General features: G+C 60.3%; 25 protein-coding genes. 3 read left to right on the top strand and 22 right to left on the bottom strand.

The features are described from left to right. Window positions 1-15: 15 nt before the first annotated feature. From NANH_RS0124130 to NANH_RS0124120, 3 genes are read right to left on the bottom strand one after another with little or no spacing between them, the layout of a single operon-like run. Window positions 16-1,191 (bottom strand): acyl-CoA dehydrogenase family protein, encoded by a 1,176-nt coding sequence (locus tag NANH_RS0124130; RefSeq protein ID WP_027264328.1) that lies wholly within the window; start codon window positions 1,189-1,191, stop codon window positions 16-18. A 1-nt stretch (window position 1,192) separates the two neighbouring features. Further along, complete coding sequence (locus NANH_RS0124125) at window positions 1,193-2,383, bottom strand: CaiB/BaiF CoA transferase family protein (RefSeq protein WP_027264327.1); 1,191 nt, start codon at window positions 2,381-2,383, stop codon at window positions 1,193-1,195. Beyond that, complete coding sequence (locus tag NANH_RS0124120; protein ID WP_223228104.1) at window positions 2,380-3,150, bottom strand: enoyl-CoA hydratase/isomerase family protein; 771 nt, start codon at window positions 3,148-3,150, stop codon at window positions 2,380-2,382. The genes NANH_RS0124125 and NANH_RS0124120 overlap by 4 nt, the downstream gene beginning before the upstream one ends. Window positions 3,151-3,373: 223 nt before the next feature. On the opposite strand from NANH_RS0124120, the gene NANH_RS0124115 reads away from it, so the two are divergent. Further along, a complete protein-coding gene (locus NANH_RS0124115; protein WP_027264325.1) occupies window positions 3,374-4,339 on the top strand; it encodes an NAD(P)H-dependent flavin oxidoreductase in 966 nt (321 codons plus the stop codon). Window positions 4,340-4,410: 71 nt separating this feature from the next. On the opposite strand, the gene NANH_RS0124110 is transcribed toward NANH_RS0124115, so the two are convergent. The 10 genes from NANH_RS0124110 to NANH_RS0124065 form a co-directional block, all read right to left on the bottom strand. After that, window positions 4,411-5,607, bottom strand: coding sequence for a phenylacetate--CoA ligase family protein (locus NANH_RS0124110; RefSeq protein WP_223228105.1), 1,197 nt, complete (start codon window positions 5,605-5,607; stop codon window positions 4,411-4,413). Between the two features lie 27 nt (window positions 5,608-5,634). Continuing rightward, complete coding sequence (locus NANH_RS0124105) at window positions 5,635-6,444, bottom strand: enoyl-CoA hydratase/isomerase family protein (protein ID WP_027264323.1); 810 nt, start codon at window positions 6,442-6,444, stop codon at window positions 5,635-5,637. A gap of 27 nt (window positions 6,445-6,471) precedes the next feature. Beyond that, window positions 6,472-7,623, bottom strand: coding sequence for an acyl-CoA dehydrogenase family protein (locus NANH_RS0124100; RefSeq protein ID WP_027264322.1), 1,152 nt, complete (start codon window positions 7,621-7,623; stop codon window positions 6,472-6,474). Further along, a complete protein-coding gene (locus NANH_RS0124095) occupies window positions 7,620-8,744 on the bottom strand; it encodes an acyl-CoA dehydrogenase family protein (protein ID WP_027264321.1) in 1,125 nt (374 codons plus the stop codon). Before NANH_RS0124095 ends, NANH_RS0124100 begins: the two co-directional genes overlap by 4 nt. Continuing rightward, window positions 8,731-9,180, bottom strand: coding sequence for a MaoC family dehydratase (locus NANH_RS0124090; RefSeq protein ID WP_027264320.1), 450 nt, complete (start codon window positions 9,178-9,180; stop codon window positions 8,731-8,733). Before NANH_RS0124090 ends, NANH_RS0124095 begins: the two co-directional genes overlap by 14 nt. Next, entirely contained in the window at window positions 9,177-9,896 is a 720-nt protein-coding gene (locus NANH_RS0124085; RefSeq protein WP_027264319.1) for a transglutaminase-like domain-containing protein, read from the bottom strand. The genes NANH_RS0124090 and NANH_RS0124085 overlap by 4 nt, the downstream gene beginning before the upstream one ends. 62 nt (window positions 9,897-9,958) lie before the next feature. Then, window positions 9,959-11,095: a CaiB/BaiF CoA transferase family protein gene (locus tag NANH_RS0124080; RefSeq protein WP_027264318.1), complete on the bottom strand. Its 1,137-nt coding sequence runs from the start codon at window positions 11,093-11,095 to the stop codon at window positions 9,959-9,961. 10 nt (window positions 11,096-11,105) lie between these two features. Continuing rightward, window positions 11,106-11,963, bottom strand: coding sequence for a MaoC/PaaZ C-terminal domain-containing protein (locus tag NANH_RS0124075; protein ID WP_027264317.1), 858 nt, complete (start codon window positions 11,961-11,963; stop codon window positions 11,106-11,108). A gap of 23 nt (window positions 11,964-11,986) precedes the next feature. After that, a complete protein-coding gene (locus NANH_RS0124070) occupies window positions 11,987-13,138 on the bottom strand; it encodes a thiolase (protein ID WP_027264316.1) in 1,152 nt (383 codons plus the stop codon). Between the two features lie 3 nt (window positions 13,139-13,141). Further along, entirely contained in the window at window positions 13,142-13,519 is a 378-nt protein-coding gene (locus tag NANH_RS0124065) for a Zn-ribbon domain-containing OB-fold protein (protein ID WP_027264315.1), read from the bottom strand. A 104-nt stretch (window positions 13,520-13,623) separates the two neighbouring features. Here NANH_RS0124065 and NANH_RS0124060 point away from each other — a divergent pair, with 104 nt between their 5' ends. Together NANH_RS0124060 and NANH_RS0124055 are read left to right on the top strand one after the other, a co-directional pair. Next, on the top strand, window positions 13,624-14,769 hold the full coding sequence (locus tag NANH_RS0124060) for a CaiB/BaiF CoA transferase family protein (RefSeq protein ID WP_027264314.1): 1,146 nt from the start codon (window positions 13,624-13,626) through the stop codon (window positions 14,767-14,769). A 16-nt stretch (window positions 14,770-14,785) separates the two neighbouring features. Then, complete coding sequence (locus tag NANH_RS0124055) at window positions 14,786-15,952, top strand: CaiB/BaiF CoA transferase family protein (protein ID WP_027264313.1); 1,167 nt, start codon at window positions 14,786-14,788, stop codon at window positions 15,950-15,952. A gap of 23 nt (window positions 15,953-15,975) precedes the next feature. On the opposite strand, the gene NANH_RS0124050 is transcribed toward NANH_RS0124055, so the two are convergent. The 9 genes from NANH_RS0124050 to NANH_RS0124010 form a co-directional block, all read right to left on the bottom strand. Next, complete coding sequence (locus tag NANH_RS0124050) at window positions 15,976-17,133, bottom strand: acyl-CoA dehydrogenase family protein (protein WP_027264312.1); 1,158 nt, start codon at window positions 17,131-17,133, stop codon at window positions 15,976-15,978. Between the two features lie 207 nt (window positions 17,134-17,340). Beyond that, a complete protein-coding gene (locus tag NANH_RS0124045; RefSeq protein ID WP_027264311.1) occupies window positions 17,341-18,267 on the bottom strand; it encodes an FAD-binding protein in 927 nt (308 codons plus the stop codon). After that, entirely contained in the window at window positions 18,267-19,025 is a 759-nt protein-coding gene (locus tag NANH_RS0124040) for an electron transfer flavoprotein subunit beta/FixA family protein (protein ID WP_027264310.1), read from the bottom strand. The genes NANH_RS0124045 and NANH_RS0124040 overlap by 1 nt, the downstream gene beginning before the upstream one ends. A 42-nt stretch (window positions 19,026-19,067) precedes the next feature. After that, window positions 19,068-19,850, bottom strand: coding sequence for an enoyl-CoA hydratase/isomerase family protein (locus tag NANH_RS0124035; protein ID WP_027264309.1), 783 nt, complete (start codon window positions 19,848-19,850; stop codon window positions 19,068-19,070). Window positions 19,851-19,861: 11 nt separating this feature from the next. Further along, window positions 19,862-20,638 (bottom strand): enoyl-CoA hydratase/isomerase family protein, encoded by a 777-nt coding sequence (locus tag NANH_RS0124030; protein WP_027264308.1) that lies wholly within the window; start codon window positions 20,636-20,638, stop codon window positions 19,862-19,864. A gap of 77 nt (window positions 20,639-20,715) precedes the next feature. Next, on the bottom strand, window positions 20,716-21,966 hold the full coding sequence (locus NANH_RS0124025; protein WP_027264307.1) for an ABC transporter substrate-binding protein: 1,251 nt from the start codon (window positions 21,964-21,966) through the stop codon (window positions 20,716-20,718). Window positions 21,967-22,061: 95 nt separating this feature from the next. Beyond that, window positions 22,062-23,300, bottom strand: coding sequence for an ABC transporter substrate-binding protein (locus NANH_RS0124020; protein WP_027264306.1), 1,239 nt, complete (start codon window positions 23,298-23,300; stop codon window positions 22,062-22,064). A gap of 33 nt (window positions 23,301-23,333) precedes the next feature. Then, window positions 23,334-24,152, bottom strand: a complete 819-nt coding sequence (locus NANH_RS0124015) for an ABC transporter ATP-binding protein (protein WP_370330538.1) — start codon at window positions 24,150-24,152, stop codon at window positions 23,334-23,336. A 5-nt stretch (window positions 24,153-24,157) separates the two neighbouring features. After that, window positions 24,158-25,231, bottom strand: coding sequence for a branched-chain amino acid ABC transporter permease (locus NANH_RS0124010; protein WP_027264304.1), 1,074 nt, complete (start codon window positions 25,229-25,231; stop codon window positions 24,158-24,160). Window positions 25,232-25,234: the final 3 nt, after the last annotated feature.

Raw genomic sequence — 25,234 nt, 5'->3', positions numbered from 1 at the left:
AGGGATGCATCCGCCCTACCCCCGCCGCTGGTCGAAGCTGTGGCCGTAGACCATGGCGGCGATCGTATTGCGCAGGATTTCGACGGTGCCACCGCCAAGCGCGAAGCCGCGCGCGTCACGCACCATACGTTCCAGCGGGTATTCGCGCGTGTAACCATTGTGACCGTGGATCTGCAGCGCTTCGTTCGTGACCCTCTGCGCCATTTCGTTGGCGTAAAGCTTGGCCATGGTCGCATCCATCGGATCGGGAAAGCCGTTCGGCGCGGGGTTGGTCGCGGCCCGATAGACCATCAGACGCGCAGCATGGATCTGTGTGGCCATGTCGGCGATTTTCCATTGCAGGCCCTGGAATTCCTTGATCGGGCGCCCGAACTGATGGCGAATCTCGGAATACGACTTTGCAGCATCGAAAGCGCCCTGCGCCAGCCCCACGCACATCGCTGCGTTGCCCACCCGCTCGGGTCCGAAACTGCTCATCAACAGCGCGAAGGAGCGCGAGCTTTCCGGGTCCCCTTCGACCAGCACATCCTCGGGACCGGCCTTGTAGTTTTCAAGGATAATCTCGGCCTCGGTCAGCCCCCGGCCACCCATCTTCAGCGATATGTGGCCGATCCGCGCGCCCGGCTTCTTCAGATCGACGACAAAGGCACCAATCCCCTTCGCCCCGCTGGCCTTGCCGAAACGGCAGAAGACCAGCGCATAATCGGCCACATGGGCGCCCGTGGACCAGCATTTGTTGCCATTCAGCACCCATCCGTCGCCGTCCCTTGTGGCCGTGGTGCGCAGGTCTGTCACCGCCGACCCCGCCTCTGGCTCGCTGATGGCGATTGCGATGAATTTCTTGCCGGCCGCCATGTCTGGCAGGAACCGCTTTTTCTGCTCGTCGCTGCCCAGAACGCTGATTGCCCGGGATGGGCCGTTCAGGTAGAGTTGCGAGACCAGCGCCGTGTTGAAACAGACCCGCGCCATTTCTTCCAGAAACACCGTGCCCTGGATCACTGGCGCGCCGGAGCCGCCGTATTCTTCAGGGATGAACATTCCCAGATAGCCAAGTTCGGCCAGCTTGTCGCGGTTCGCGGCTGGAAACTCTTCGGCTTCGTCCCAATGGGCGGCCCTGGGAGCAAACTCGCGCTCAGCCAGCTTGCGTGCCTCGTTGCGAAAATCCTCCAATTCCGGATCGAGCTTGAACATGTCAGTAGGTGTCCTTTGATTGAGCAGAGGGCAGGTCCTGTTCCAGCGCGGCCAGGATGCGCGCCGTATCGGCGCCTACGGTTGGTGCGGGGATAGGGGCGACCTGTGGGTGAGCCGCGAAACGCATCGGCAGCCCTGGAACAGGGACCGTGCCCAGGTCTGGATGCGGAAGGTCATGGATCATGCCGCGGGCGCGCATGTCATCGTCCGACACCACCTCAGCGAGCGTGCGCACCGGGGCGCCCGGCACATGTGCGCTGCTCAGGGCCGCGAAAATCTCGGCGCGGGTCTGACTTGAGGTCCACGCCGTCACCCAGCCATCGACTTGGGCACGCCGCGCGCAGCGCGCGGGTCCCGCGGCCAGTTCGGGATCTTCGGCCAGATCAGGGCGACCCATGGCCCGGGTCAGCTGCTGCCAGTGGCGATCATTCAGGCACATGATGGCCACCTGCCCGTCGCGCGCCGGAAACAGGTCGTAGGGTGCGACCTTGAGCACGGCCTGACTGTTGCCGGCCCGGTCGGCGAACCCGTCAGGCGCCAGCAGATAGCTTGCGATATTCGACGCCAGCGCGTGGTGCGTGACGTCCTGCATCGCGATCTGGACAAAGTCCCCGCGCCCTGTCGCGCCGCGCGCATGCAACGCCGCCATAATGCCACCAAAAAGGTGGATACCGCCCAGAAAATCGGTGATCGCTGCGCCGCATTTCACCGGCGGACCATCGGGAAACCCGGTCACCGACATCAGCCCGGTCAGGGCCTGAATAGGAAAATCCATCGCCGGCGCATCGCGATAGACGGAATCGGCCGCGTAACCCTTTCCTGACCCCATGACCAGGCGCGGATTGCGGGCACAGAGTGTTTCCCACCCCAGCCCCAGTTTCTCCATCGTACCGGGACGGAAATTCTCGATTAGAACATCGGCCGAATCTGCCAGCGCCAGCAGGGCGCTGCGCCCGCCCTCGGACCCCAGATCAAGCGTCACGCTCTGTTTGCTGGAATTGAGCATCATCGCTGCGGGGTTCTCGCGCCCGCCCGCGATGCCGCGGATACTGTCGCCGCCGGGCGGCTCGACCTTGATGACCTCGGCCCCCATGAGCGCGAACATCAGACCGCAATAGGGCCCAAGGTAGACCTGCCCGAGGTCGATCACCCGAAGACCGGCCAGCGGGCCACAATCGGGCGCCGCGTTCATGATCCGACAAAGCCCGGCGGGCGCTTTTCCTTGAAAGAGGCGACCGCCTCGCGGTGATCTGCGGTCTGCATGATATGGGCTTCGGCGGTTGCCTCGATCTCGAGATAGGTCGCGAAATCGCAATCCATGCCACGGTTCAGCATCGACTTGCCCAGCCCAAAGGCTCGGGTCGGCCCTTCGGCCAGACGCACGGCCAGCGCATCGGCCTCTGCGTCGAGCGCGTCTTCTTCGTGGATTGCGTGGACGATCCCAAGGTCGTGCGCCTCTTGGGCATCGATCACCTGGGCCGTCAGGAACATCGCCTTCGCCCGCTGCGTCCCGACCGTCCGCGCCAGCAAGTAAAGCCCGCCACCGTCGGGCACGATCGCCACGCGCGCATAGGCCTGGCAAAAGCGGGCCGAGGGCGCGGCCAGGATCACGTCAGCCAGAAGCGCAATGTTGAACCCCACGCCAAAGGCCGGCCCGGCAACCGCCGCGACGACCGGCTTTTCAAGATCATATAGCATCCGGGTTACGCGGTGCTGTTGTTTCATGCGGTCCCGCATGGCCACAGGCGAAGAACCGGCGAAGGTGCTGATATCGCCTCCGGCGCAAAACGCGCCCCCGGCACCCGTGATCAACAGCGCGCGCACGCGGTCATCGTCGCGCACCTGGGTGACGATGCGTTCCATCTCTTTGCGTGCGTCTTGATCAAGGGCATTCTTCTTCTCGGGAAAATCGAAAGTCATCCGACCAACGCTTTCCGAGCGGCTGTAGAGCAATGGCACCGCTTCCTCCTCCCAGGAATGGGCTAGCATGGAACACGATAGGAGTGGCATTGAGCGACGGGCAATAGTCCGGTGCGGAAAATCAGACATGTGTAAAATTCACCCGTTCTGTGTATTTCCTTGCGGTCTGCTGGCACGTTTTTTCGGCTTCCCTTCCCATGCGCGCCCGTCACGGCTACGGGCCTCGGCACCCCCTGTTGAAACAGCAAAGAAGAAATAGACAATGTACTCCGACACCCCTCTCGGCCGCTTGCGCCTGCCTGTGATCTGCTCGCCCATGTTCCTGGTGTCCGGGCCGGATCTTGTCGTCGCCCAGTGCAAAGCCGGCGTCATCGGCAGCTTTCCGGCGCTGAACGCACGCGAGTCCGAAGGTGAACCGCCGCTGCTTGAAGCCTGGCTCAAGCGCATCACTGAAGAGCTTGACGCGCACAATCAGGCCAATCCCGATCGGCCCGCCGCGCCATTCGCGGTCAACCAGATCGTCCATCGATCGAATGATCGGATTGAGCGGGACGTCGAAATATGTGCGCGCTGGAAAGTGCCTGTCTGGATCACATCAATGGGCGCACGGGAAGACGTCAACCAGGCGGCACATGAGTGCGGCGGCACTGTACTGCACGATGTAATCAACAACAAATACGCCAGGAAAGCGATCGACAAGGGCGCCGACGGCCTGATCGCGGTCTGCGCCGGCGCTGGCGGCCACGCCGGGGCCTTGTCACCCTTTGCGCTGGTTCAGGAAATCCGGGAATGGTTCGATGGTCCGCTTGCCCTGTCCGGGTCCATCGCGACCGGGCGCTCAATTCTGGCGGCGCAGGCCATGGGTGCGGATTTTGGGTATATCGGATCCCCCTTCATTGCCATGACCGAGGCGGTCGCGTCGGAGGAGTACAAGCAAATGATCGTCGAAGGCGGGGCCGATGATATTGTCTATACCGACTATTTCAGCGGCGTGCATGCCAACTATCTGAAACCGTCGGTGCGGGCGGTCGGTCTCGATCCGGACAACCTGGCCGGGATCGGCAACAAACTCGATCTGGCCACCGGCGACATTCGCCCCAAGGCCTGGCGTGACATCTGGGGCAGCGGTCAGGGGATCGGAGCGGTGAAAGAGGTGATGACCACGGCGGACTACGTCGACCGTCTCGACCGGGAATACCAGGTCGCCAAAGATGCGCTCTGTTCCTGACGAAAGAGGGCGGCCGGTTGCCCGGCCGCCCATCTGTTTCTGCGGTTGTCGCGAATGATCGAGACCCGATCTTAGCGGTCCTTTTGGTTGACGATCAGTTCTGCATTTTCGGGTAGTTCCGAAACAATGTTCACTTCGTCGACACGAATTCGTGTATGCAGTTTGAAGTTTTTGGCGGCGGCTGCTTCCGCAGCAGAAGCGTCGGCACCGTCTTCCAGCACAAGCGAGAGGCGGATCATGTCGCGATCGTTCTCGCGCGTTACCACGGCCTGCGCGGCCTTTGCGCCCGGCGTGCCGATGACAACTTCTTCAACCACGCGCGGATAAACGAAAATCTCGCGCACTTTGACCGCTGCCCCGACCCGTCCCTGCAATGCTGAAATCCGGCTGACGGTGCCATCCGCGTTGCTTTCCAGGGCAAAGGCGCTGTCGCCGGTGCCGAACCGGATCATCGGCCAGGTGGCATCGCGCGCGGTCACGACAACCTCGCCCGGTTCGCCATGGGCGACCTGTTCGCCGCTGACCGGATCGCAGATCTGCACCACGCGGTCGGGATGAACCAGATAGCCTTCGCCGCCATCCTCATAGGCGACAAGGCCTAGATCGGCGGTGGCATAGGCGGCCCAGGTGGACACGCCGTATTCGGCCTCGATCCGGCGGCGCTTGGCCATCCAGTCGCCCATCTCACCGCCGAGGAAGGCTGTCTTCACCTTCCATGCGTCGCGGCCATAGGTTTCGATCACCTTGTCCGCCAGCGTCAGGAAAAACGCGGTCGAGGCGCAGATCGAAGTCACGCCGGTTTCGACGATGATCTGCGCCTGAAGCTCGGTATTGCCCACGCCGCCGGGAATCACCGTGGCACCTGCGGCCTGTGCCGCTTCGTCGAACAGCAAGCCTGCGGGCACAAGATGATACATCCAGGTGTTCAGGATGATATCCCCCGGCCCCACGCCTGCCGCCTTGAAAAGCAGGTCCAGGCCATGACCTCCCTCGCCCGAAAGGGCCGGCTCGAAAATTGGGCCAGGGGACACGTAGATCCGTCCAATATCCTTCAGATCCGAGGCAAGGAATCCGCCGAAAGGCGGGTTCTCGCGCTGGATCTTCAGAAGCTCTTCTTTTTTCATCACTGGAAGTCGCGAGAGGTCCGCCACCGATGTGACGGCTGCCGGATCGAATCCGGCAGCCGTAAATCGCGATTTCAGGCCAGGAGCTTTTTCGGCCGCAGCGGCATAGGCTTGCGCTATATCTTTGTAGATATCATCAGACATTTCCATGCCTCCTCGTCCAATCGGGCGTTAAAGCGGGCAGTCCTTGCGGAAGTTTGGCGCGCGCTTCTCGCGGTGCGACAACACACCTTCCTTGACGTCCTCGCTCATAAAACCAAGCATCTCCAGCGCGGTCGACGCATCAAAGATCGGCCCGGCCTGGCGCAGCCAGTTGTTCAGCGAATACTTGGTCCAGCGGATCGCGCTTTGCGAGCCGTTGGCCAGTTCGACAGCCGTGTCCAAAGCGATCTGCTGAAGCTCGTCATCCTCGACGCACATTGACACCAGACCGATGCGCTCGGCCTCTTCGCCCGACACCGGCTTGCAGGTCATCAGATAGTATTTCGCCTTGGCCATCGAGGTCAGCAGCGGCCAGATAATCGCCGCGACATCGCCAGCGGCAACGCCCAGACGCGGATGACCATCGACAATCTTTGCCCGTTTCCCGGCGATCGAGATGTCGGCCAGGATGGCAACCACAAGGCCCGCGCCTGCCGCAGGGCCATTGATCGCGGAAATGATCGGCTTGTTGCAGTTGATGATGTTGTAGACGAGATCCTTGGCTTCTTTCCACGTCTTCATGATCTCGTGCGAGTCGCCGATCATCTTCTCAATCAGGCTGAAATCGCCGCCCGCCGAAAACGCCTTGCCCGCGCCGGTCACGATGACCGCGTTGATGTCGGGGTCGCGGTCGATGTCGATCCACATGTCCGTCATCTGGGTGTGGGTTTCGGCATCGACCGAGTTGAATGTCTCGGGCCGGTCGAACGTGATGCGCAGGACGCGATCCGCCGGGTAGTCAAATTTCAGTTTGTCGTACTTTGCGTAACGCTCCGACATAGGTCTTTTCCTCCTCAGGGTATGGGTTCAGCCAGGCAGTCCCAGGACGGCCTTGGACAGGATGTTTCTTTGGATTTCGTTCGATCCACCGTAGATCGTGGTAGGTCTGGCCTTGTAGAAGCTCGACAAAACGTCGACGCTAACATTGCCAACCTGAAGCGGCCCGATGGAGCCGCCATCGGGACCGGCTGCTTCGATCATCAGCTCGGTGATGCGCTGGAAGCATTCAGTCACCCAGATCTTCAGCATGGACACATCCGCACCGAGCGTCTCGCCACGTTTGAGCTGATCTGCAAAACGGGCATAAAGCGCGGCATGATCTTCCACATCCAGTGCCGCTTGGGCAAAGCGGTCACGGAACACCGGATCGTCAAACGCGCCACGGCCACGGGCAAAGCTTTCAAGCTGTCCCAGAGCGTTCTGGGCCAGACTTGGCGAGCCGATGAAGATGCGCTCGAAGCTCAAAAGCGCCTTGGCCATCGTCCAGCCCTTGTTCAGTTCGCCGACCAGGTTTTCCCGGGGAGTGCGGGCATTGTCGAAGAACACCTCGCAAAATTCGGTCTCACCCGAAAGGGTGGTGATCGTGCGCACCTCGATCCCCGGCTGATCCATCGGAGCAAGAAGGAAACTGATGCCCTGCTGTTTCTTCGGCGCATCGGGATCGGTGCGCACCAGCATGAAGATGTGCGTGGCATCATGCGCCATCGTCGTCCAGATCTTCTGGCCGTTAATGACGAAATCGTCGCCGTCAATTTCCGCGCGTGTGCGCAGATTGGCAAGATCGGACCCGGCACCGGGCTCGGAATAGCCCTGGCACCAGATGTCCTCGCAGCTCAGAATACGTGGCAGCCAATAGTCTTTCTGGTCCTGGGTGCCGAATTTGATGATCAGGGGCCCGACCATCTGCACGCCCATGTCGCGACCGCGATTGACGCCCCAGCGCTGCTGCTCTTCATAAAAGATCAGCAGCTTAGCAGCGTTTAGGCCCATACCGCCGAATTCAGCGGGCCAGGCTGGCGCAACCCAGCCCTTGGCGTGAAGCTTGCGGTGCCAATGTTCGATCTCGGCGAACTTCGGTCGGTGCGGCAGGTGGCGCAGCTCTTCGGGATATTCCGCCTCGAAGAACGCGCGCACTTCCTTGCGGAAATCCGCATCGCTCATTGCGTTCCAGTCGGTCATTGTGCGGCTCCTTCCTGTTCTCGCGCCTCGAACCAAAGCCGTCTGTGGTAGGCGTCATCGCCCAGCCAAGCGGACAGAACCAGCGCTCGGTTCAGATAAAGCCCGATGTCGAACTCGTCGGTATAACCGACGGCCCCGTGCAGCTGGATGGCGTCGCGCGTGATCTTCTTGGCGGCGGTGACCGCGCGAGCCTTGGCCCGGCTGGCAAGCCGCGCCCGGACTTTTGGATCGGTTTCGCTGTCCATCTGCGCAAGCGCCTCCCGCACTCCGGCCTGCGCGACCTCGCACATCACGTTGAGGTCGACGGCACGGTGCTGGATGACCTGGAATGATCCGATCGGCTTGTCGAACTGCTCCCGCGTCTTGATGTAGTCGAGCGTGATCTCGAAGGCGCGCTCGCTCACGCCGACAAGCTCGGCCGCGGCAAGCGCCGTTGCATCGGCGACAGCCTCGGCCAGTGCAGTGAGAACCGCACCGCTGCTGGCCAATTCCGCGGCCGGAGTTCCCGAAAACGAAAGCTCGCCCAGAGAGCTGCCATCCGCCTGCGTCCGCTTGTCGATGACAAGCCCCTGCGCGTCTGCCTCAGCCAGAACCAGAACCGGACCATCATCCTGTTCGGCCACGACAAGGAACCCGTGCGAACCGATCGCACCGACGACCCAGGCCTTGCCACCGGTCAGCTTTCCGTCCGCGTATCGGCAGGTCGCATCGGCAGGCGCCCCGTCGGGGCCGCGTTCCTGCCAGGCAACCGCCAATGAAATTTCGCCGCCGATGAGCTGTGCCATCTTCGGATGATCCGGACAAAGGCGGCGCAGAAGGCCGAGGCTCAGACCTATCGTCGACACGACCGGTTCCGGGGCAAACACACGGCCGACTTCCTCGGCGATGACACCCCCGGCGGCTAGGCCCATGCCAAGCCCGCCCTGATCTTCGGGCACCGCCACGCCGAAAACACCGGCCTCGGCCAGTTCCCGGACCATCTCCGGATCGAAACCGCCCCCGGCATCACGGAGTTGTCGGGCTCTGTCACTTCCGCCCGCCCGTTCAAACAACGTGCGCACGCTCTCGCGCAACAGGCGAAGGTCTTCTTGTTCGCTGGAAAGGAACTCAGTTTGTGTCATTTTGTTTTCGCTGGATCATCACAGGGGTGTCGGTCGAAAAAACGACCTCGCCCTCGGGGTTTTTGGCGCTGAGCGTATAGTGCAAAACACCTCTGTCGGGCTTGCTTTTTGACGGTGTGACCGAGTTGACCGTCAGTTCGACATCAAGGGGTTCGTTCGGGTGCACAGGCCGCAGCCAGCGCAAATTGTCAAAGCCCATGCCGCCGATATTGGCAACATCGACCATCATCTCGGTCATGACCGGCTTGAACACCTCAAGCATGGTCTGAAAGCCCGAGGCGATCAGGCTGCCATGTATGGCGGTTGCATAGTCTTCATCGGTGTGCAGCCGCTGCGGATCCCATTCCTTGGCAAAGGCCTTTATCGAATCCGCGCTCATCGGAGCGCTGCGAAAGCGATAGACTTGGCCCGGCGAGAAGTCTTCCAGATACCTCAAGAGGCACCCTCCTTTGCGAAACCGTCATCGTATCCGCTCGCATCCTTGGATATCCGGATGCGGTTGAATTCTTCCAGCTTCGGATAGGTTTCCTTGAACGCCATCAGGAACTCACCCATCGGCGCGTCGAAATAGAGACCACGGTCGTTCACATATTCCATGTGCCGGTGATTCTGTTCGTCGAACTCATGAAAGAGCGCGTCGTGATAGCCGTCGAAGACCAGGGGTTTGACCCCGAATCTTTCACACAGTTCCATGTTGAATGCAGGTGTCACCTTGTAGGCCTCATTCCCCAACCACAGCTGAACATAGCCGTGGTAGATAAAGAGATCGGTCCCCATCAACTCCTGCAACTTGGGTGTATTCAGGTGGTTGCGCACATCCGCGAACCCCAGAGCGGCGGGGATACCCACAGCACGCAAACAAGCCGCCAGAAGAATTGCCTTGGGAACGCAAAACGCCGCTTCCGCGCCAGCGATACGGCTGGCACGGTAAGAGTCCTCATCCAGCGCAAAACAATAGGGATCATAGCGAATATCGTCGCGCACCGCTTCGAACAGGCGGATCGCCTTGTCTCGATTGGTTGCGTCCACAGGAAGATCACGCAAAGCCGATGTCACGAAACCCTGCACTTCCACGCTATCGCTTTCCACAAAGCGCGATGGCATGACATAACGCTCAGCTTCAGTCGGCAGGTCATCGTCAGACTTGTCCATTGGCCCCCCCTTTTTCTAACAAATGTTAGATTACCGATTCAAATCCTGCCCGTCAACGGGATTTACTCTGTTTTCGGTTGGTCCACGCCATAACGCGGATTGTCTTCGCCCAGAGTGGCTGCAACTCCGACCGAATTTCCGGAAGAACGGAACTCCGGGGCAATTGGCAGCGGCAAAGCGGGCGCGTCCCGGCCGGAGATTTTTACGGTCCGCCCGAACACGTCACGCGCTTTGAAATGCGGGTCACGCGCCGCCTCGGCGGGCGTCTTCACGACCGAACAGCAGCAATCTGCCGCAGCCAGCAAAGGCTCCCAATGGGTCGAGGGGTGTTCCCTCAGACGACGTGCAACCTCTGCGGCACAGGCATTTGGATCGGACCAGTCATCGCGAAGGGCCACAGGCAAACCAATGACATCGCAGAACGACTGCCAGAACTTTTCTTCCAACGCGCCGACGGCGATCTGACGCCCGTCCGCAGCCGTATAAAGCCGATACCGGGCCAGGCCACCCGTCAGACGGCTGCCACCGCTTTCGATGTTCTGCCCGGCAATCACACCTTCGGCATGGGCCCAATAGGCAAAGGCGAACGCCCCCTCGGCCATTGCGATATCCAGATGCGTCCCCTGCCCGCTTGCCTGCCGCGCAATCAGGGCCAGCAGGATATTCATCACCGCAGGATAGGTTCCGCCTCCGATATCGGCGACCAGCCCGAACGGGGCTGTTGGCTGGTCATCCGGTCCGCGACTGAGCGACAGGATACCCGCATCACCGACGTAGTTGAGATCGTGGCCGGCGGCGCTGGCCTTTGGTCCGGTCTGGCCATAGCCGGTGATCGAACAATAGATGAGACCGGGATTGATCTTTCGCACCGCTTCATAACCAAGCCCCAGCCGGTCCATCACGCCGGGACGAAACTGCTCTACCAGAACATCGGCCTTCTCGATCAAGGGGCGCAGACGTTCCACTGCGCCCCTTGACTTGAGGTCGATGGCCACCGATCGCTTGCCGTGGTTCAACACAGCAAATCCGATGCTCTCTCCGTCGATCTTTGGCTCCGTGTGGCGCGCGTCCTCGCCGGCTCCGGGCCGTTCGAACTTGATCACTTCGGCGCCAGCCTCGGACAGCATGAGCGTCGCCATCGGACCGGGAAGAAGTGTGCTGAAATCCAGCACCAGGATATCCTTGAGCGGTTGAGCCATCTTCACTGCCTCAGGCAAAGCGCGCCGCGCCGTTGTTCAGAACAACCACGTCGCGTGCAGGAATAGACGCTCGAAACCGGGCCTCGCCGTCCTCTTCCCAGATTTCGAACCGCACGGTTTCGCCGGGATAGACCGGAGCCGAGAACCGAACATCCAGACCGACAAGCCGGGCAGAATCATAGTCCAGCAACGTCTTGAGAATCGCCCGGGCGGCCAGACCATAGGTCGCCAAACCGTGCAGGATCGGGCGGTCGAACCCGACCGACCGCGCGACATCGGGGTCGGCATGCAGCGGGTTCATGTCGCCGCTGAGCCGGTAGATCAGCGCCTGGCGCGGAAGCGTCTCGATATCACATATGTGATCGGGCACCCGGTCCGGCAGCACCGCCGGCGTCGGGCCGGGCCTGTTCTCGCCGCCGAATCCGCCGTCGCCCCGGGCGAAGGCCGACATCGCGACGCGTGCCAGCTTGTCGCCGCTGTCCGCGTCGATGATCTCGCGGCTTTGATAGATCACAGCGCCCTTGCCCTCGCCCTTGTCCGAGATGAAGTCGATCTGGCTGCGGCCGACAATCCGGCCATGTGTCGGCAGCGGCTTGTAGATGTCGAGCCACTGTTCTCCGTGCAGCACTTTTTGCCAGTTTACGCCGGTCTTGGGATCGCGCAGCCAGAAGCCGGGATACCCCAAAATGACCGCCATCGAGGGAACCGCCTTCAGACCGTCCTCATAGACAAAGGCCAGTTCTTTCTTGTCTGTCGGATCTTCGCCGAACCCCAGCCCGAGTGCGTAAAGGATGGTATCCCGCTCGGTCAGAGTCTGCTTGATCTCTTCGAAATCCCAATTCGAAAGTGCTTCGAAATCCAGTGGCATGATCTTTCCTCCCTTAGTTGCCGTCAGAGCGTGTTTTGCGATCCAAGTATGGCCGTGACCTGACTGGACAGCACACCGCCGTTGCCATGCGCCAGCGCCAGATCAATATCCTTCAACTGAATGCCCGGCGCGTCGCCACGGATCTGACGAGCAGCCTCGATCACTGTGAAGATACCGTACATCCCGGGGTGCACACAGGACAGGCCTCCGCCATTCGTGTTCACCGGCAAGGCCCCGCCAGGCGCGATGCGCCCGCCCTGGACAAAGGCCCCGCCATCGCCCTTGGCGCAGAACCCCAGATCTTCAAGAAACAGGATGGTATTGATGGTGAAGGCATCATAGAGCTCGACCGCCTGGATATCCGCAGGGGTCACGCCGGCCGTCGCAAAGGCGCGCGCGCCCGAGTCGCGGGCTGCGGTCACGGTGAAATCCTTCATCTGCGAAATCTGCCGGTGCGAGCTTGCCGCAGCACTGCCCAGCACATAGACAGGCGCCTTCGGGAAATCCCGGGCGCGGTCCGCGCGGACCATTACGATCGCGCCGCCGCCGTCGGTGACAAGACAACAGTCGCGCACGGTCAATGGATCGCCCACCATGCGCGCACCCAACACGTCCTCGCGGGTCAGCGGGCCGCGCTCGAACGCTTCGGGGTTGTGCTGCGCCCAGGCCCGCGCAGCAACGGCCACGTCGGCCAGCTGTTCGCGGGTGGTGCCATATTCATGCATGTGCCGCGCCGCCGCCATCGCATAGGCCGAGATCGGATAGCGCGGATTATACGGCGCCTCGTAGGCCGGCGGACGTGAAGCGGTCACGAGTCTGCCCGACGCGGTGCGCTGGTTGGAGCCATAAACAATCAGCGCGACATCACACAGACCGGCGTCCAGCGCCATGGTCGCGGACGTCAGGTAGTTTACGAAAGACGAACCGCCCGACATCGTGCCATCAATGAAACGGGGCTGGATGCCCAGATACTCCGCCGCCATAAGCGCCGGCATGCTGTCTTCCATCATGGTGCAAAACAGCCCGTCGACGTCGGACAGTTTCAGCCCGGCATCGCCAAGCGCCGCAAGCGCAGATTGCGCCATGACATCATAGGCCGTCAGGCCATGGGCTTCTCCGAAACCGGCATGACCGGTACCTACGATGGCGGATTTCCCCCGAAGTTCAGTGGTCATGGCTTATCCCTCCGACGGCTTGAAAAGCACGGCCGGAACACCCTCGGCCTCGCCCACGAAGGCGGTTACCGGCATGTCGATGGCGACCTCACCCGGAGCAATGCCCTCGACCCGGCTCATCATCCGGACACCCTCATCCAGCTCGACGACGCATACGTTGTAATCGCCGCCCCGTTCGGGCTTTCGGCGCACAACTGTTGTGGTGTGGACCCGTCCCTTGCCGCTAGCCTTCTTCCAAGAAATCGCGCTGCCATGACAATGGGGACACAGGACTCTCGGGAAAAAGTGATATCCCCCGCAGTCGTCGCACTTGGGCAGCAGGATCTCTCCCTCTGCCAGCGCGCGTTGGAAAAACTGGTCTGGTCGTTTGGCGTCCTGCACCGGCGTTCTCCTTCAAGCGATCCAGTCTTTGTCTAATCGTATTGATTATGTTTCTAACAATTGTTAGATTTAGTCAACCTTTCAGGATCAATTGAGAGAAACTCATGCCAGGTTCAGATTTAGCCCCCCTTTCCGGCAAACTCGTCGTTGCGCTGGAACAGGCAGTCGCCGCGCCTTTTTGCTCCTCGCGGCTGGCCGATGCCGGCGCGCGTGTGATCAAGATCGAACGCAAGGGAGCCGGCGATTTCGCCCGCGCCTACGATACCGCCGCCAACGGTGAAAGCGCCTATTTCACATGGCTGAACCGAGGCAAAGAATCGGTCGCCTTGGACATTAAAGCCGACGAAGACCGTGAAATCCTGCTCAGGATGCTGGAAAACGCGGATGTGTTTATTCAGAACCTGCTGCCCGGCGCGCTGGCCAAGCTCGGGCTCGATTCCGCAAGTCTGCGAGAGAGGTTTCCGCGTCTGGTGACCTGCGACATCACCGGCTACGGAGAGGACGGCCCGATGCGCAACGCCAAGGCCTATGATCTTCTGGTGCAATGCGAAAGCGGCCTGGCATCGGTGACCGGCACGCCGGATGGACCGGGGCGGGTCGGCGTGTCGGTCTGCGATATCGCCACCGGCATGACAGCCCATGCCGGGATCTGCGAAGCGCTGGTCGGGCGTGATCGAACCGGCAAGGGCAGCGGCCTCTCGGTGGCCATGTTCGACGTCATGGCGGACTGGATGGCGGTTCCGCTTCTTTTTCACGACTATGCCAATCAGCCCACGCCCAGAACCGGGCTTGGTCACTCTGTCATATGCCCCTACGGCGCATTCCACTGCCGAGGCGGTGAACAGGTCGTCATCTCGGTCCAGAACAGCCGCGAATGGAACCGGTTCTGCGTACAGATTCTCGGCGACCCGGCCTTGGCCGATGATCCGCGATTCCATGATAATTCAGCCAGGATCGCGCACAAATCGGAACTCGAAGAGCTTATCAAGACCGTGTTCGGCGCGCACGAACGTGCCGAATTGTTGAAGCTGCTCGATGGCGCGGGCATTGCATCGGCGGCGGTGAACGACGTTGCCGCGCTGTCGGATCACCCGCAACTTGATCGGGCGACCATCGGCACGCCCTCGGGACCTGTCAGCATCGCAATGCCCCCGATACGACGCGGCAGCACCGAAGCCGCGATCGGACCGTCCCCCGCATTGGACGCCGATGGAGCGGCCATTCGCGCGGAATTCGGTTCTCGTTCCTAGAACAGGAAATCAACCCATGACCAATGCAAAGAACACCGCAATCCTGCAAAGCGTCAGGATCATCGACCTGACGTCGATCATCTTCGGTCCTCTGGCCACGCAGATGCTGGGAGATCTGGGAGCGGATGTGATCAAGGTGGAAGCGCCCGAGGGCGATCTTCTGCGCCAGGTTCAGCCATCGCGGCACAGGTTGATGGGCGCTGCGTTTCTAGGGGCCAACCGCAACAAGCGCAGCGTCGTACTCGACCTGAAAACGCAAGCCGATCGCGACCGTCTGCGCAAGTTGCTGGTCGATGCCGATGTGATGATTTCAAGCATCCGGCCCGCGGCGCTTGCCAGATTGTCTTTGGATCCGGAAACCTTACGGAACGAGAACCCGAGCCTGATCACGGTTTCTGCAACCGGATACGGGCAGGACGGGCCTTACGCTTCGAAACCGGCCTTTGATGACATCGTCCAGGCGGTTTCGGGTTTGGCCAGCCTGCCCACCCTTCGCGATCCAGAGGCAAAACCCGATTATTCCCCGACCATTCTTGCCGACAAGCTTGGCGGTGTTACCACGGCTTATGCCGTCATGGCAGCCCTGTTTCATCGGGAACGCACGGGCCAGGCACAGCATGTCGAGGTGCCGATGTTCGAAACGCTGACGGCGTTTCTGCTGGCCGAACACATGGACGGCGCGACATTCGACGAGGTGCCGAGGAATTTCGGATATGCCCGCATGTTGGTGCCGCACCGCCGCCCGCTCCAGACGGCGGACGGGTTCATCACGATCCTGCCCTATACCAACGCCCAATGGGCGCGGTTTTTCAAGACGGTCGGGCGCGACGACATGATCAACCACGTCTGGGTCACCGACATGGACACCCGCAGCCGTAACATCGGCGCCCTTTACGACATGGTTGCTCGGATTGCGCTGACGCGGACAACCGCCGACTGGCTGGCCCTGATGGAGCAGGCCGACATTCCCGCCATGCCGGTGAACACCCTGTCGGATCTGCCGAACGATCCGCACCTTTCCGTAACCGGTTTCTTTCAGAAGGTCGAACACCCCACCGAAGGTACGATCTGGATGACACGCCCGCCCATTCGATTCTCGGCGACACCGGCGCGGCATGACCTGCGCCCCGCCCCCGGACTGGGCGAACACAACGACGAGATCATCGGTCCGGGGGGCGACTAGTCTCCGACCCGGCACCCGACGGATCAAACATCCAGCGAACGTGCGATCAGTTCCTTCATGATCTCGTTGGTGCCGCCATAGATCATCTGGACCCTGCTGTCGGCATAAAGTCGCGCGATGGGGTATTCCATCATGAAACCGTAACCGCCGTGAAGTTGCAGGCATTCATGCATGACCTCGTTCTGCGTCTGGCTGCCCCACCATTTCGCCATCGAAGCCGTGGCCGCATCAAGTTCGCCCGCTTCAAGACGCGCGATCCCGTCATTTACGAAAGAACGTAGCAATTCGGCCTTGGTTTTGCATTCCGCCAGTTTGAAGCGTGTATTCTGGAAGTCCATGATCCGGCTTCCAAATGCCTTGCGGTCCTGAACATATTTCACCGTTTCATCGATCGCAAAATCAATAAAACCGAGGGCGGTAATGCCGATCATCAGCCGCTCCCAAGGCAGCTGCTTCATCAGCTGGTAGAACCCCTGCCCCTCTTCCGGACCAAGCAGGTTCGCCGTGGGCACGCGCACATCCTCGAAGAACAGCTCAGCAGTATCCGAACCTTTCATACCCAGTTTCTTCAGGTTCCGTCCCCGGCGAAAGCCCTCGGTGCCCTCGGTTTCCAGAACGATCAATGAAACGCCCTTAGCGCCGGCGTTGCGATCGGTCTTTGCCACGATAACAACGAGATCCGCCGTGTGCCCGTTTGTGATAAAGATCTTCGAACCGTTGATCTTGTAGTGGTTGCCATCCTTTTCCGCATAGGTTTGTACGTTCTGGAGGTCAGAGCCCGTTCCAGGCTCGGTCATGGCAATCGCCGCAACGCTGTCGCCGCTGACCAGTTTCGGCAACCACTTTTTCTTCTGTTCCTCACTGCCATATGCGTTGAGATAATGGATTACGATGGACTGAATCCCATAGCCCCAACCCGTATCACCGGTGCGCCCCTGCTCGTAGACGGTAATCGCGTCGAACCCGATGCCGCCACCGAACCCACCATATTCTTCGGCAATCGAGCCACCCATGACACCCTGCTGACCGACTGTTTTCCAGAAGTCGCGGTCAACAATTCCCTGCTCCGCCCATTTTTCAATCTTCGGAGCCATCTCTGCATCGAAAAGCCTGCGTGTACTATCGGCGAACATCTTGTGTTCATCCACTGCCCAGCTAGGGGAGTTCTTGATCAGAGACATGAATTTTTCCTATCGATTCAAGCTTGTGTTGAGCCAAAATCTAACAAGTGTTTTGCTTCTTGACAATGAACCGGAGCCGTTCTGACGAGGCGTCACAAGGCTTAGGACCGCGCGCATCCTAGTCCGTCCGATCCGCTCGCCGCCCATTCGGCTCGTACAAAAAGGCCCGACAAATCAGGCGGGCCTTTTTATAATTTTTGCAATGACTTACAACTTTTCGGTCAGTTCGGGCACGGCTTCGAACAGGTCGGCGACCAGGCCGTAATCGGCGACCTGGAAGATCGGTGCCTCTTCGTCCTTGTTGATGGCGACGATGATCTTGCTGTCCTTCATGCCCGCAAGGTGCTGGATCGCGCCCGAAATGCCGACGGCGATGTAAAGGTCGGGGGCGACCACCTTGCCGGTCTGGCCCACCTGCCAGTCGTTCGGGGCAAAGCCCGAGTCGACGGCGGCGCGGGATGCGCCAACGGCGGCGCCCAGCTTGTCGGCCAGTTTCTCGATCAGCGCGAAATCGTCTTCCGAGCCGACGCCACGGCCACCCGACACGACCACGCCGGCCGAGGTCAGTTCGGGCCGGTCGCTTTCGGCAACCTTGTCCTCGACCCATTGCGACAGGCCCGACGCCTGCGCGCCGTCCACCGTTTCGACCGAGGCCGAGTTGCCGGTGCCCGCCGCGTCGAAATTGGCGGTGCGGAACGAGATCACCTTTTTCGCATCCGACGATTTCACGGTCTGGATCGCGTTGCCTGCATAGATCGGGCGCTCGAACGTGTCGGCGTCGACGACGGCCGAAACATCGGTCAGCATCATCACGTCCAGCAGCGCGGCCACGCGCGGCAGCACGTTCTTGGCGTCGGTGGTGGCGGGCGCGACGATGTGGTCGTAGTCACCGGCCAGGCCCACGATCAGGTCGGCGGTCGATTCCGCCAGGCGATGACCCAGCGCGGGGTCTTCGGCGACCAGCACCTTGGCCACGCCGTCGATGGTGGCGGCCTCTTTCGCGGCATCGGCGGCCGAGGCGCCGGCACACAGCACGGTCACGTCACCCAGGTCCTTGGCAGCGGCCACGGCCTTGGCCGTCGCGTCCATCGACAGTTCGCCATTGTTGACTTCGGCAAGAAGAAGAACAGCCATCACACCGCCCCCTTTTCCTTGAGTTTCGACACGAGCTCGTCGACCGAACCCACCATTTCACCGGCGGCGCGTTCGGCCGGCTCGGACGTCTTGACCACGGTCAGGCGCGGGGTGACGTCGACGCCGTAATCGGCGGCGGTCTTTTCATCCAGCGGCTTTTTCTTGGCCTTCATGATGTTGGGCAGCGAGGCATAGCGCGGCTCGTTCAGGCGCAGGTCGACGGTGACGACCGTGGGCATCTTTACCTTGATGGTCTGCAGGCCGCCATCGACCTCGCGGGTCACCACGGCGTCGTCGCCTTCGATGTTCAGCTCGCTGGCAAAGGTCGCCTGGCTCCAGCCCATCAGCGCCGACAGCATCTGGCCGGTTGCGTTCATGTCGTTGTCGATGGCCTGCTTGCCGCAGATCACCAGGCCGGGCTCTTCCTCTTCGACGACCTTGGCCAGGATCTTGGCCACCGCCAGCGGCTCGATGTCCTGGTGCACGTCATCGGCGGCAACCACCAGGATGGCGCGGTCGGCGCCCATGGCCAGCGCGGTGCGCAGGGTTTCCTGCGCCTGCTTGACGCCGATCGAGACGGCGACGACCTCTTCGGCAGCGCCCTTTTCCTTCAGGCGGATCGCCTCTTCGACGGCGATCTCGTCGAACGGGTTCATCGACATCTTGACGTTGGCGAGATCGACACCGCTGCCATCCGCCTTGACGCGGACCTTCACGTTGTAGTCGATCACGCGTTTCACCGGCACGAGTACCTTCATTGGCGTGGTCTCCTTGAGTTTTGCGATAAGGTTTCAACCGAGCTAACGGTCTTTGAATTCTGGAGCTCTTTTTTCCGAAAACGCTTTCATCGCCTCGGGAAAGTCATGCGCGCACAGCAAAACGCTTTGGGCATCGCGCTCGATATCCAGCGCCTCGAGATAGCTGCACTCGGCTGCGGCGCGCATCACACGCTTGGCGGTCTGAACGCCAAACATCGGGTGCGTTGCAATCTCGCGGGCAATTTCCAACGCCCGTACCTCGACCTGGTTGGCCGGCACGCATTCTTCGACAACGCGCAGGTCCCTAGCGGTGCGCCCGTCGATTTCACGGCCCGTGAGCACCAGCATCCGCGCCACCCCCGCACCGGCACGCTGTTGAAGCAGCCAGCTAGATCCCGTGTCAGGACAGCCGCCGACGCGCGCAAAAACTTCGCACAGCCGGGCATCTTCGGCAGCAACGACAATGTCCGCCGACAAGGCCAGGCTTAGACCCGCGCCAAAAGCCACGCCGCATACCGCGGAAATCAAGGGTTTACAAAACAGATAGGCCGCGCGTCCGCCATCGTGCACGCGGTCCACCATTTCCGATGTCGCCCTTGCGCCTTTCGCGATCTCAGACTGAAACCCGACAAGATCGCCGCCGCTGCTGAAATGATCGCCACCGGTCATAACAACGACACGGATCGTATCGTCCCGTTCGGCTTCGCGCAGGAGCGCCACCAGTTCTTCGACGAACCCGATGCTGTAAGGGTTGCGTTTTGTCGGCTGAAGAAACCGCAGGATTCCGACAGGGCCTTCCCTGTCCAGACGAATAAGTTCAGTCATTCAAGCCTCCATCAGGTCCCAGTCCAGACGGGTGCTCGTTTTTCAGCGAAGGCCTTGGGGCCTTCAATCGCGTCGTTGCTGGCGTAAACCACTTCGTGCAGGCGCTTGCCCTCTTCCAGACCACCGGCACAGCCCAGATCCATGGTTGCGCGAACACTGCCTTTCGCGGCAACAACCGACAGCGGGGCCGCGCTGGCAATGCGTTTGGCAAGGTCGAAGGCCCGTGCGCGGACAGCATCGGGGGTGTCTTCGATATAGTTGGTGAACCCGTATTCGTGCAGGCGCTCGATCGGCATCAGGTCGCCGGTCAGAACGATCTCCATAAGGATGGGCTGTGGCAGCATGGACAATGCCGGCGATGCCCAGGGCGATCCACGACCGATCTTTACTTCGGTGATACCGACCTTGGTCCCCTTGAGACCGACCCGCAGATCGCAATTCAAGGTCAGCATCATGCCGCCCGCCATCAAAGACCCGGTCATCGCCGCGATGATCGGTTTCTTGCAGGCGCGCATGGTTTCGTGAAACGGATCGCGCATCTTGGACAGGATATCGACACCCTCGTCCCGCGCGATCTGGGTGGCTTCCTTCAGATCCAGCCCGGCACAGAACACGCCGCAATCGGCCGAGGTCAGTATTGCCGCGCGAATGCTGTCATCCGCCTCGATCTTCTCCCAGGCATCCGTCAGCCCGTTCGTTGCGGCCACGGAAAGTGCGTTCTTGCGTTCGGGCCGGTTGATACAGACGGTTGCGATGCCGTCTTCGATCTTCACATCAATGGGGCTCATAGCATTAACTTCGTTATTCATGGACTGTATTTGTGCGAAAAATCCCCGCGGCATGGGTGCCGCGGGGATGCTTGTGTTCATTCGACTGAGAACGACTCGGAGCTTTCCTTGATCACTTCCCAAACGATATCGAGGTAATCGGCGCTCCAGTCGGTAAGCGGAACCCAGGTCTCGCCATCCCACTGTTCGACCCGGGTCTTGCCACCGCCGCCATGGTCTTCCGCGGTCACCGTGACCGGCGCCATGAGACCGTTGCCGTCGAAGTTCTCGATCGCTTCATAGCCCGCTTTCATGCTCTCTGGCGTCAACGGCCATCCGTTCTCCTCGATCGCGATACGGGCAGCTTCGAAACCGACCGAATAGATCGCAAGACCGGTGTTGTAGTAGACATCGTGCACCAAGCTCTCGGGGCCGCTGCCTTCGCCATTGGCATAGTAGGTGTCCAGCATCGTCTTGACGAGCGGGACTTCCTGGCCGCCGGCCACGTTGGTCCCGCGCAGGATGCCTTTCGCCTCTTCCGCGCCGATATTGGCGATATCGACTTCGTTCAGCCAGTTCACCGACAGATAGCGGTCGATCGGGAAACGGTTGCGGCGCATTTCCTTCGAGGCGACCACATGTCCGCCCGCCAGTAGCCAGCTGATCACATAGTCGGGCTTGTCGCGGCGGATTTTGCTCCATGCGCCGGCTTGATCCGACCCGGGAAGCGGCACGGGATAAAGCTCCAGTTCGAACCCTTCCTTCTCGGAAAGCGTTTTCAGGATCTCGATCGGTTCCTGGCCAAAGGGGTAGTCCAGATAGATGAACCCGATCTTCGCATCGCTCAGATCACCGCCCATCTGCTCCTTGATGAATGCAACGTCGTTCGCCGCCTGCTGCCAATAGGTCGGGCCGACCGGGAAAACCCATTCGAACACCTCGCCATCCACGGCGTCACCCCGACCGACGAACGATTGCATCAGGATGTTACCGTCTCTCATTGCACGGGGCAGAACCGCATTCGTGACCGGCGTCGAGAGCATGTTGAAAATGAATACACCTTCACGCTTGAGCTGCTCGTAGCATTCCACGCCGCGCTGCGGTTCGTTGCCGTGATCGCGCACGATGATTTCCACCGGATGCCCTTCGATACCACCGTTTTCGTTGGTATACATCGCGAGGTCCTGAGCGGCCTGGGCCACCTGAGGCGAAATGAAGGTGTAGGACTTGCTGAGGTCGAAGCAGAGTCCGAAGCGGATCGGCTCCTTGTCCTGCGCTGAGGCCACAGTCGCGCTTGTTGCCAGCGCAGCAGCAAGGACCACTGCCTTAATTTGCTGTGTGACTTTCATGTTCTCTCTCCCGTTGGTTTGGTTTGGGGCGGTGATACTGTCTTATAAACGCCGCTGCCGCCCCGCGTAGCGTCGCCCTTCCTGCTATTGGTCATTCACTGCTCGTATTTTGAGGAACTTTCTTTCACCACGTCCCACACGACGTCCGTGTACTCAGAGATCCAGTCGGTTTGCGGCACCCAAGTCTCCCCGTCCCACATCTCGATCCGGGTCTTACCGCCGCCGCCATGATCTTCGGCCGTCACCGTAATGGGGGCCATCAGCCCGTTCGCGTCGTATCCCTCAAGAGATTCCAGTCCGGCTTTGTAGGACTCCGCGGTTATCGGAAGGCCTTCCTGTTCTGCCGCCCTGCGCGCGGCTTCGAACATGATTGAATACATCGCCAGACCGGTGTTGTAGAAAACGTCCTGCGTCTTCTCGATCGGGCCGGACCCCTCGCCCTTGTCATAAAGCTCGGCCATGATTTCCTGATACAGGGCAATATCCTGACCGCCCACGACATTGGTACCGCGCTTGATACCCTTGGCGGCCTCTTTACCGATGTTGGCGATATCGACTTCGTTCAACCAGTTGACCGAGATGTACTTGTCCATCGGAATGCGATTGCGCTGCATCTCCTTCGACGCGACCACATGCGCACCGCCCAACATCCAGACGATTACATGATCGGGCTTGTCGCGGCGCACCTTGGACCACACTCCGGCCTGGTCGCTGCCAGGCAGTGGCACAGGGTAAAGCTCAAGCTCGAAACCCTCTTTTTCGGACAAGGTTTCCAGGATCTCGATCGGCTCCTGTCCGAAAGGATAATCGAAATACACAAACCCCACCTTCACGTCCGACAAGTCGCCATCATGCAATTGCTTTATGTAGGCAACATCATTGGCCGCCTGTCCCCAATAGGTCGGTCCGACCGGATAGACCCATTCGAAAACGGTGCCGTCGACGGCATCGCCTCGGCCGACAAGCGACTGCATCAGGATACGCTCGTCTTCCATGGCCCGCGGCAGGATAGCCAGAGAGACCGGAGTGGACAGGGTATCGAAGACAAAGACGCCCTCGCGGCTGAGCTTGGAGTAGCACTCGATTCCGCGCTGCGGTTCGTTCCCGTGGTCACGCACGATGACTTCGACCGGTTCCCCACCGATGCCGCCCTTCATGTTGATGAGCTTGGCAAGGTCCATCGCGGCCTGCGAAACCTGCGGCGTGGCAAAGGTATAGGCTTTGCTGAGATCGTAGCAGATGCCGATCTTGAATGGCTCGGCCAGCGTCTGGGTGCCAAACATTGCTCCGCCGAACATTGATAATACGGCCAACGCTTTGGTAAGTTTCTTCATTTGTTCCTCCCTGAACAGTTTCCGAATAGTACGTTAGCTCAGCCAACGTTTGCGTCGGCTGTAGTGCTTGACGTTGTGAAAATCGGTCTCTCCGCCGCCTAGATAGAACTCCTGAATGTCGGAGTTAGATTTGAGCGCCTCGGCGGTGCCGTGCATAACGACGCGGCCGTTCTCGATAAGGTACCCTTGCGACACGATTTCCAGAGCCGCCAAGGCGTTCTGTTCCACCAGTAGTACGGACAGGCCCTCATCCTTATTGATCTTTTGCAGTATGCCGAAGATTTCCTCGACCAGGAACGGAGCAAGCCCGAGACTTGGCTCGTCAAGCATCAACAGCTTCGGCTGGGTCACGAGGGCCCGCCCAATGGCAAGCATCTGTTGCTCACCACCCGACAAATAGCCTGCTTGCGAATTTTTGCGTTCGGCAAGCCGCGGAAAATATCCGTAGATCTTGTCCTTTTCCGCATTCAGCGTTGATCGGGACATCCCGTGCGGCGCGGCGGCGGTCAGGTTCTCGTCGGGGGTCAGGTGTTCGAAGACTCGTCGCCCTTCGATGACATGACAGATGCCCATCTCGACGCGTTTTTGCGCGAGCGCTTCGGTAATGTCCGCTCCCTGGAACGTTATCTCACCTCGGCTGATGCGTCCGCGCTCAGCCTTCAAAAGACCGCTGATCGCTTTCAACGTGGTGCTTTTTCCCGCTCCGTTCGATCCCAAGAGTGCGATCATCCCGCCTGTAGGAACCTGGACCGAAACACCTTTGATCGCCAGCATTACATTGTCGTACAGCACCTCGACACTGTTCATGGACAGAATGTTCTGGGCTTCAACTTTTTTTTCTTGCATCGGCATTTCCCTTATTTCTTGAACTGATCGAAGGGCCAGACCATCAGGTAGTCTCTGATGTTGCCGTAGAGTTTTCCCAAACCAAGCGGTTCGATCAGAAGGACAATGACGATCAGCGCGCCATAGACCGCGTTGGGGATGTGGGCGAGCGTTTCAACGTTGATCTGCATGCCAAGCCCGTCACTCAGCGTGACGACGAGACCGTTCACGATACCCGGAACAAGAAGGATCAGGGCAACACCGAAATAGGAACCGATAATGCTGCCAAGGCCGCCAACAATCACCATCGCAAGAACCTGGATCGACACGTTCACCGAAAACTGCTCAGGTGCCGCAAGAAAGAAGAAGGTGGCAACAAGCAACGCACCACTGACGCCCGCGATGAAAGACGACGTCGCGAAGGCCAGGATCTTGTAGTAGAAACTGTTCACACCCAGGATCGCGGCTGCAAAGTCTTTTTCCCGGACAGCGACCAAAGCGCGACCGAGTCCAGTACGCTTGAGATTAAGCATGAAGATCGTCACCAAGACACACCAGCCGAAGGCGACATAGTAGAAGCCAGTATCAGTGGTAATCTCTTGCCCGAGCAGCGCCAATGTCGGTGACTGGAGCGACGCGTGTGAGCCCCCCGAGATCGCCGGAGAGTGGGTCAGAACCCAGTCCATCACAAATTGCATCGCAAGAGTGGTAAGGGCGAGGTACAGTCCCTTGACCCGCAAAGCGGCAAAAGCAAACAGGCTGCCGATCACGGATGACGTCAACCCGCCGATGATCAGCGCGAATTCCCACGGCACCCCGAAACGCGCGGCATGGATCGCCGAATAGGCGCCGACCGCCATGACCGCGGCGTAGCCCAGGTGAAGCTGCCCCGCCCAACCTGTCACCAGGTTCAGCCCCAAAGCGGCCGCCGTCCAGATCAGCCACGGAAGCATGTAACTGTTCAGGTAAAGCGAAGGTATGATGAATGGCGCGGCAATGCCGATCAGGAAGATAAATGCAGCCAGATTCCTGTCAGCAGGTACCTTGAAGATTCGGCTATCCGAAACGTAGTTGGCGTGATGGACGCCGGAAAGTCCGTAAAACATTCC

Origin of the sequence: Sedimentitalea nanhaiensis DSM 24252 (assembly GCF_000473225.1) — a bacterium.
Lineage (GTDB): Bacteria > Pseudomonadota > Alphaproteobacteria > Rhodobacterales > Rhodobacteraceae > Sedimentitalea > Sedimentitalea nanhaiensis.
Note: the sequence above shows the minus strand (reverse complement) of the source record. Positions and strands in the feature narration are given on the sequence as shown.

Coding starts and splice junctions, on each gene's coding strand:
- NANH_RS0124130 (WP_027264328.1), bottom strand. CDS start 1,191: ATGTTCAAGCTCGATCCGGAATTGGAGGATTTTCGCAACGAGGCACGC.
- NANH_RS0124125 (WP_027264327.1), bottom strand. CDS start 2,383: ATGAACGCGGCGCCCGATTGTGGCCCGCTGGCCGGTCTTCGGGTGATC.
- NANH_RS0124115 (WP_027264325.1), top strand. CDS start 3,374: ATGTACTCCGACACCCCTCTCGGCCGCTTGCGCCTGCCTGTGATCTGC.
- NANH_RS0124110 (WP_223228105.1), bottom strand. CDS start 5,607: ATGTCTGATGATATCTACAAAGATATAGCGCAAGCCTATGCCGCTGCG.
- NANH_RS0124105 (WP_027264323.1), bottom strand. CDS start 6,444: ATGTCGGAGCGTTACGCAAAGTACGACAAACTGAAATTTGACTACCCG.
- NANH_RS0124100 (WP_027264322.1), bottom strand. CDS start 7,623: ATGACCGACTGGAACGCAATGAGCGATGCGGATTTCCGCAAGGAAGTG.
- NANH_RS0124095 (WP_027264321.1), bottom strand. CDS start 8,744: ATGACACAAACTGAGTTCCTTTCCAGCGAACAAGAAGACCTTCGCCTG.
- NANH_RS0124085 (WP_027264319.1), bottom strand. CDS start 9,896: ATGGACAAGTCTGACGATGACCTGCCGACTGAAGCTGAGCGTTATGTC.
- NANH_RS0124080 (WP_027264318.1), bottom strand. CDS start 11,095: ATGGCTCAACCGCTCAAGGATATCCTGGTGCTGGATTTCAGCACACTT.
- NANH_RS0124075 (WP_027264317.1), bottom strand. CDS start 11,963: ATGCCACTGGATTTCGAAGCACTTTCGAATTGGGATTTCGAAGAGATC.
- NANH_RS0124070 (WP_027264316.1), bottom strand. CDS start 13,138: ATGACCACTGAACTTCGGGGGAAATCCGCCATCGTAGGTACCGGTCAT.
- NANH_RS0124060 (WP_027264314.1), top strand. CDS start 13,624: ATGCCAGGTTCAGATTTAGCCCCCCTTTCCGGCAAACTCGTCGTTGCG.
- NANH_RS0124055 (WP_027264313.1), top strand. CDS start 14,786: ATGACCAATGCAAAGAACACCGCAATCCTGCAAAGCGTCAGGATCATC.
- NANH_RS0124050 (WP_027264312.1), bottom strand. CDS start 17,133: ATGTCTCTGATCAAGAACTCCCCTAGCTGGGCAGTGGATGAACACAAG.
- NANH_RS0124045 (WP_027264311.1), bottom strand. CDS start 18,267: ATGGCTGTTCTTCTTCTTGCCGAAGTCAACAATGGCGAACTGTCGATG.
- NANH_RS0124040 (WP_027264310.1), bottom strand. CDS start 19,025: ATGAAGGTACTCGTGCCGGTGAAACGCGTGATCGACTACAACGTGAAG.
- NANH_RS0124035 (WP_027264309.1), bottom strand. CDS start 19,850: ATGACTGAACTTATTCGTCTGGACAGGGAAGGCCCTGTCGGAATCCTG.
- NANH_RS0124030 (WP_027264308.1), bottom strand. CDS start 20,638: ATGAGCCCCATTGATGTGAAGATCGAAGACGGCATCGCAACCGTCTGT.
- NANH_RS0124025 (WP_027264307.1), bottom strand. CDS start 21,966: ATGAAAGTCACACAGCAAATTAAGGCAGTGGTCCTTGCTGCTGCGCTG.
- NANH_RS0124020 (WP_027264306.1), bottom strand. CDS start 23,300: ATGAAGAAACTTACCAAAGCGTTGGCCGTATTATCAATGTTCGGCGGA.
- NANH_RS0124015 (WP_370330538.1), bottom strand. CDS start 24,152: ATGCCGATGCAAGAAAAAAAAGTTGAAGCCCAGAACATTCTGTCCATG.
- NANH_RS0124010 (WP_027264304.1), bottom strand. CDS start 25,231: ATGTTTTACGGACTTTCCGGCGTCCATCACGCCAACTACGTTTCGGAT.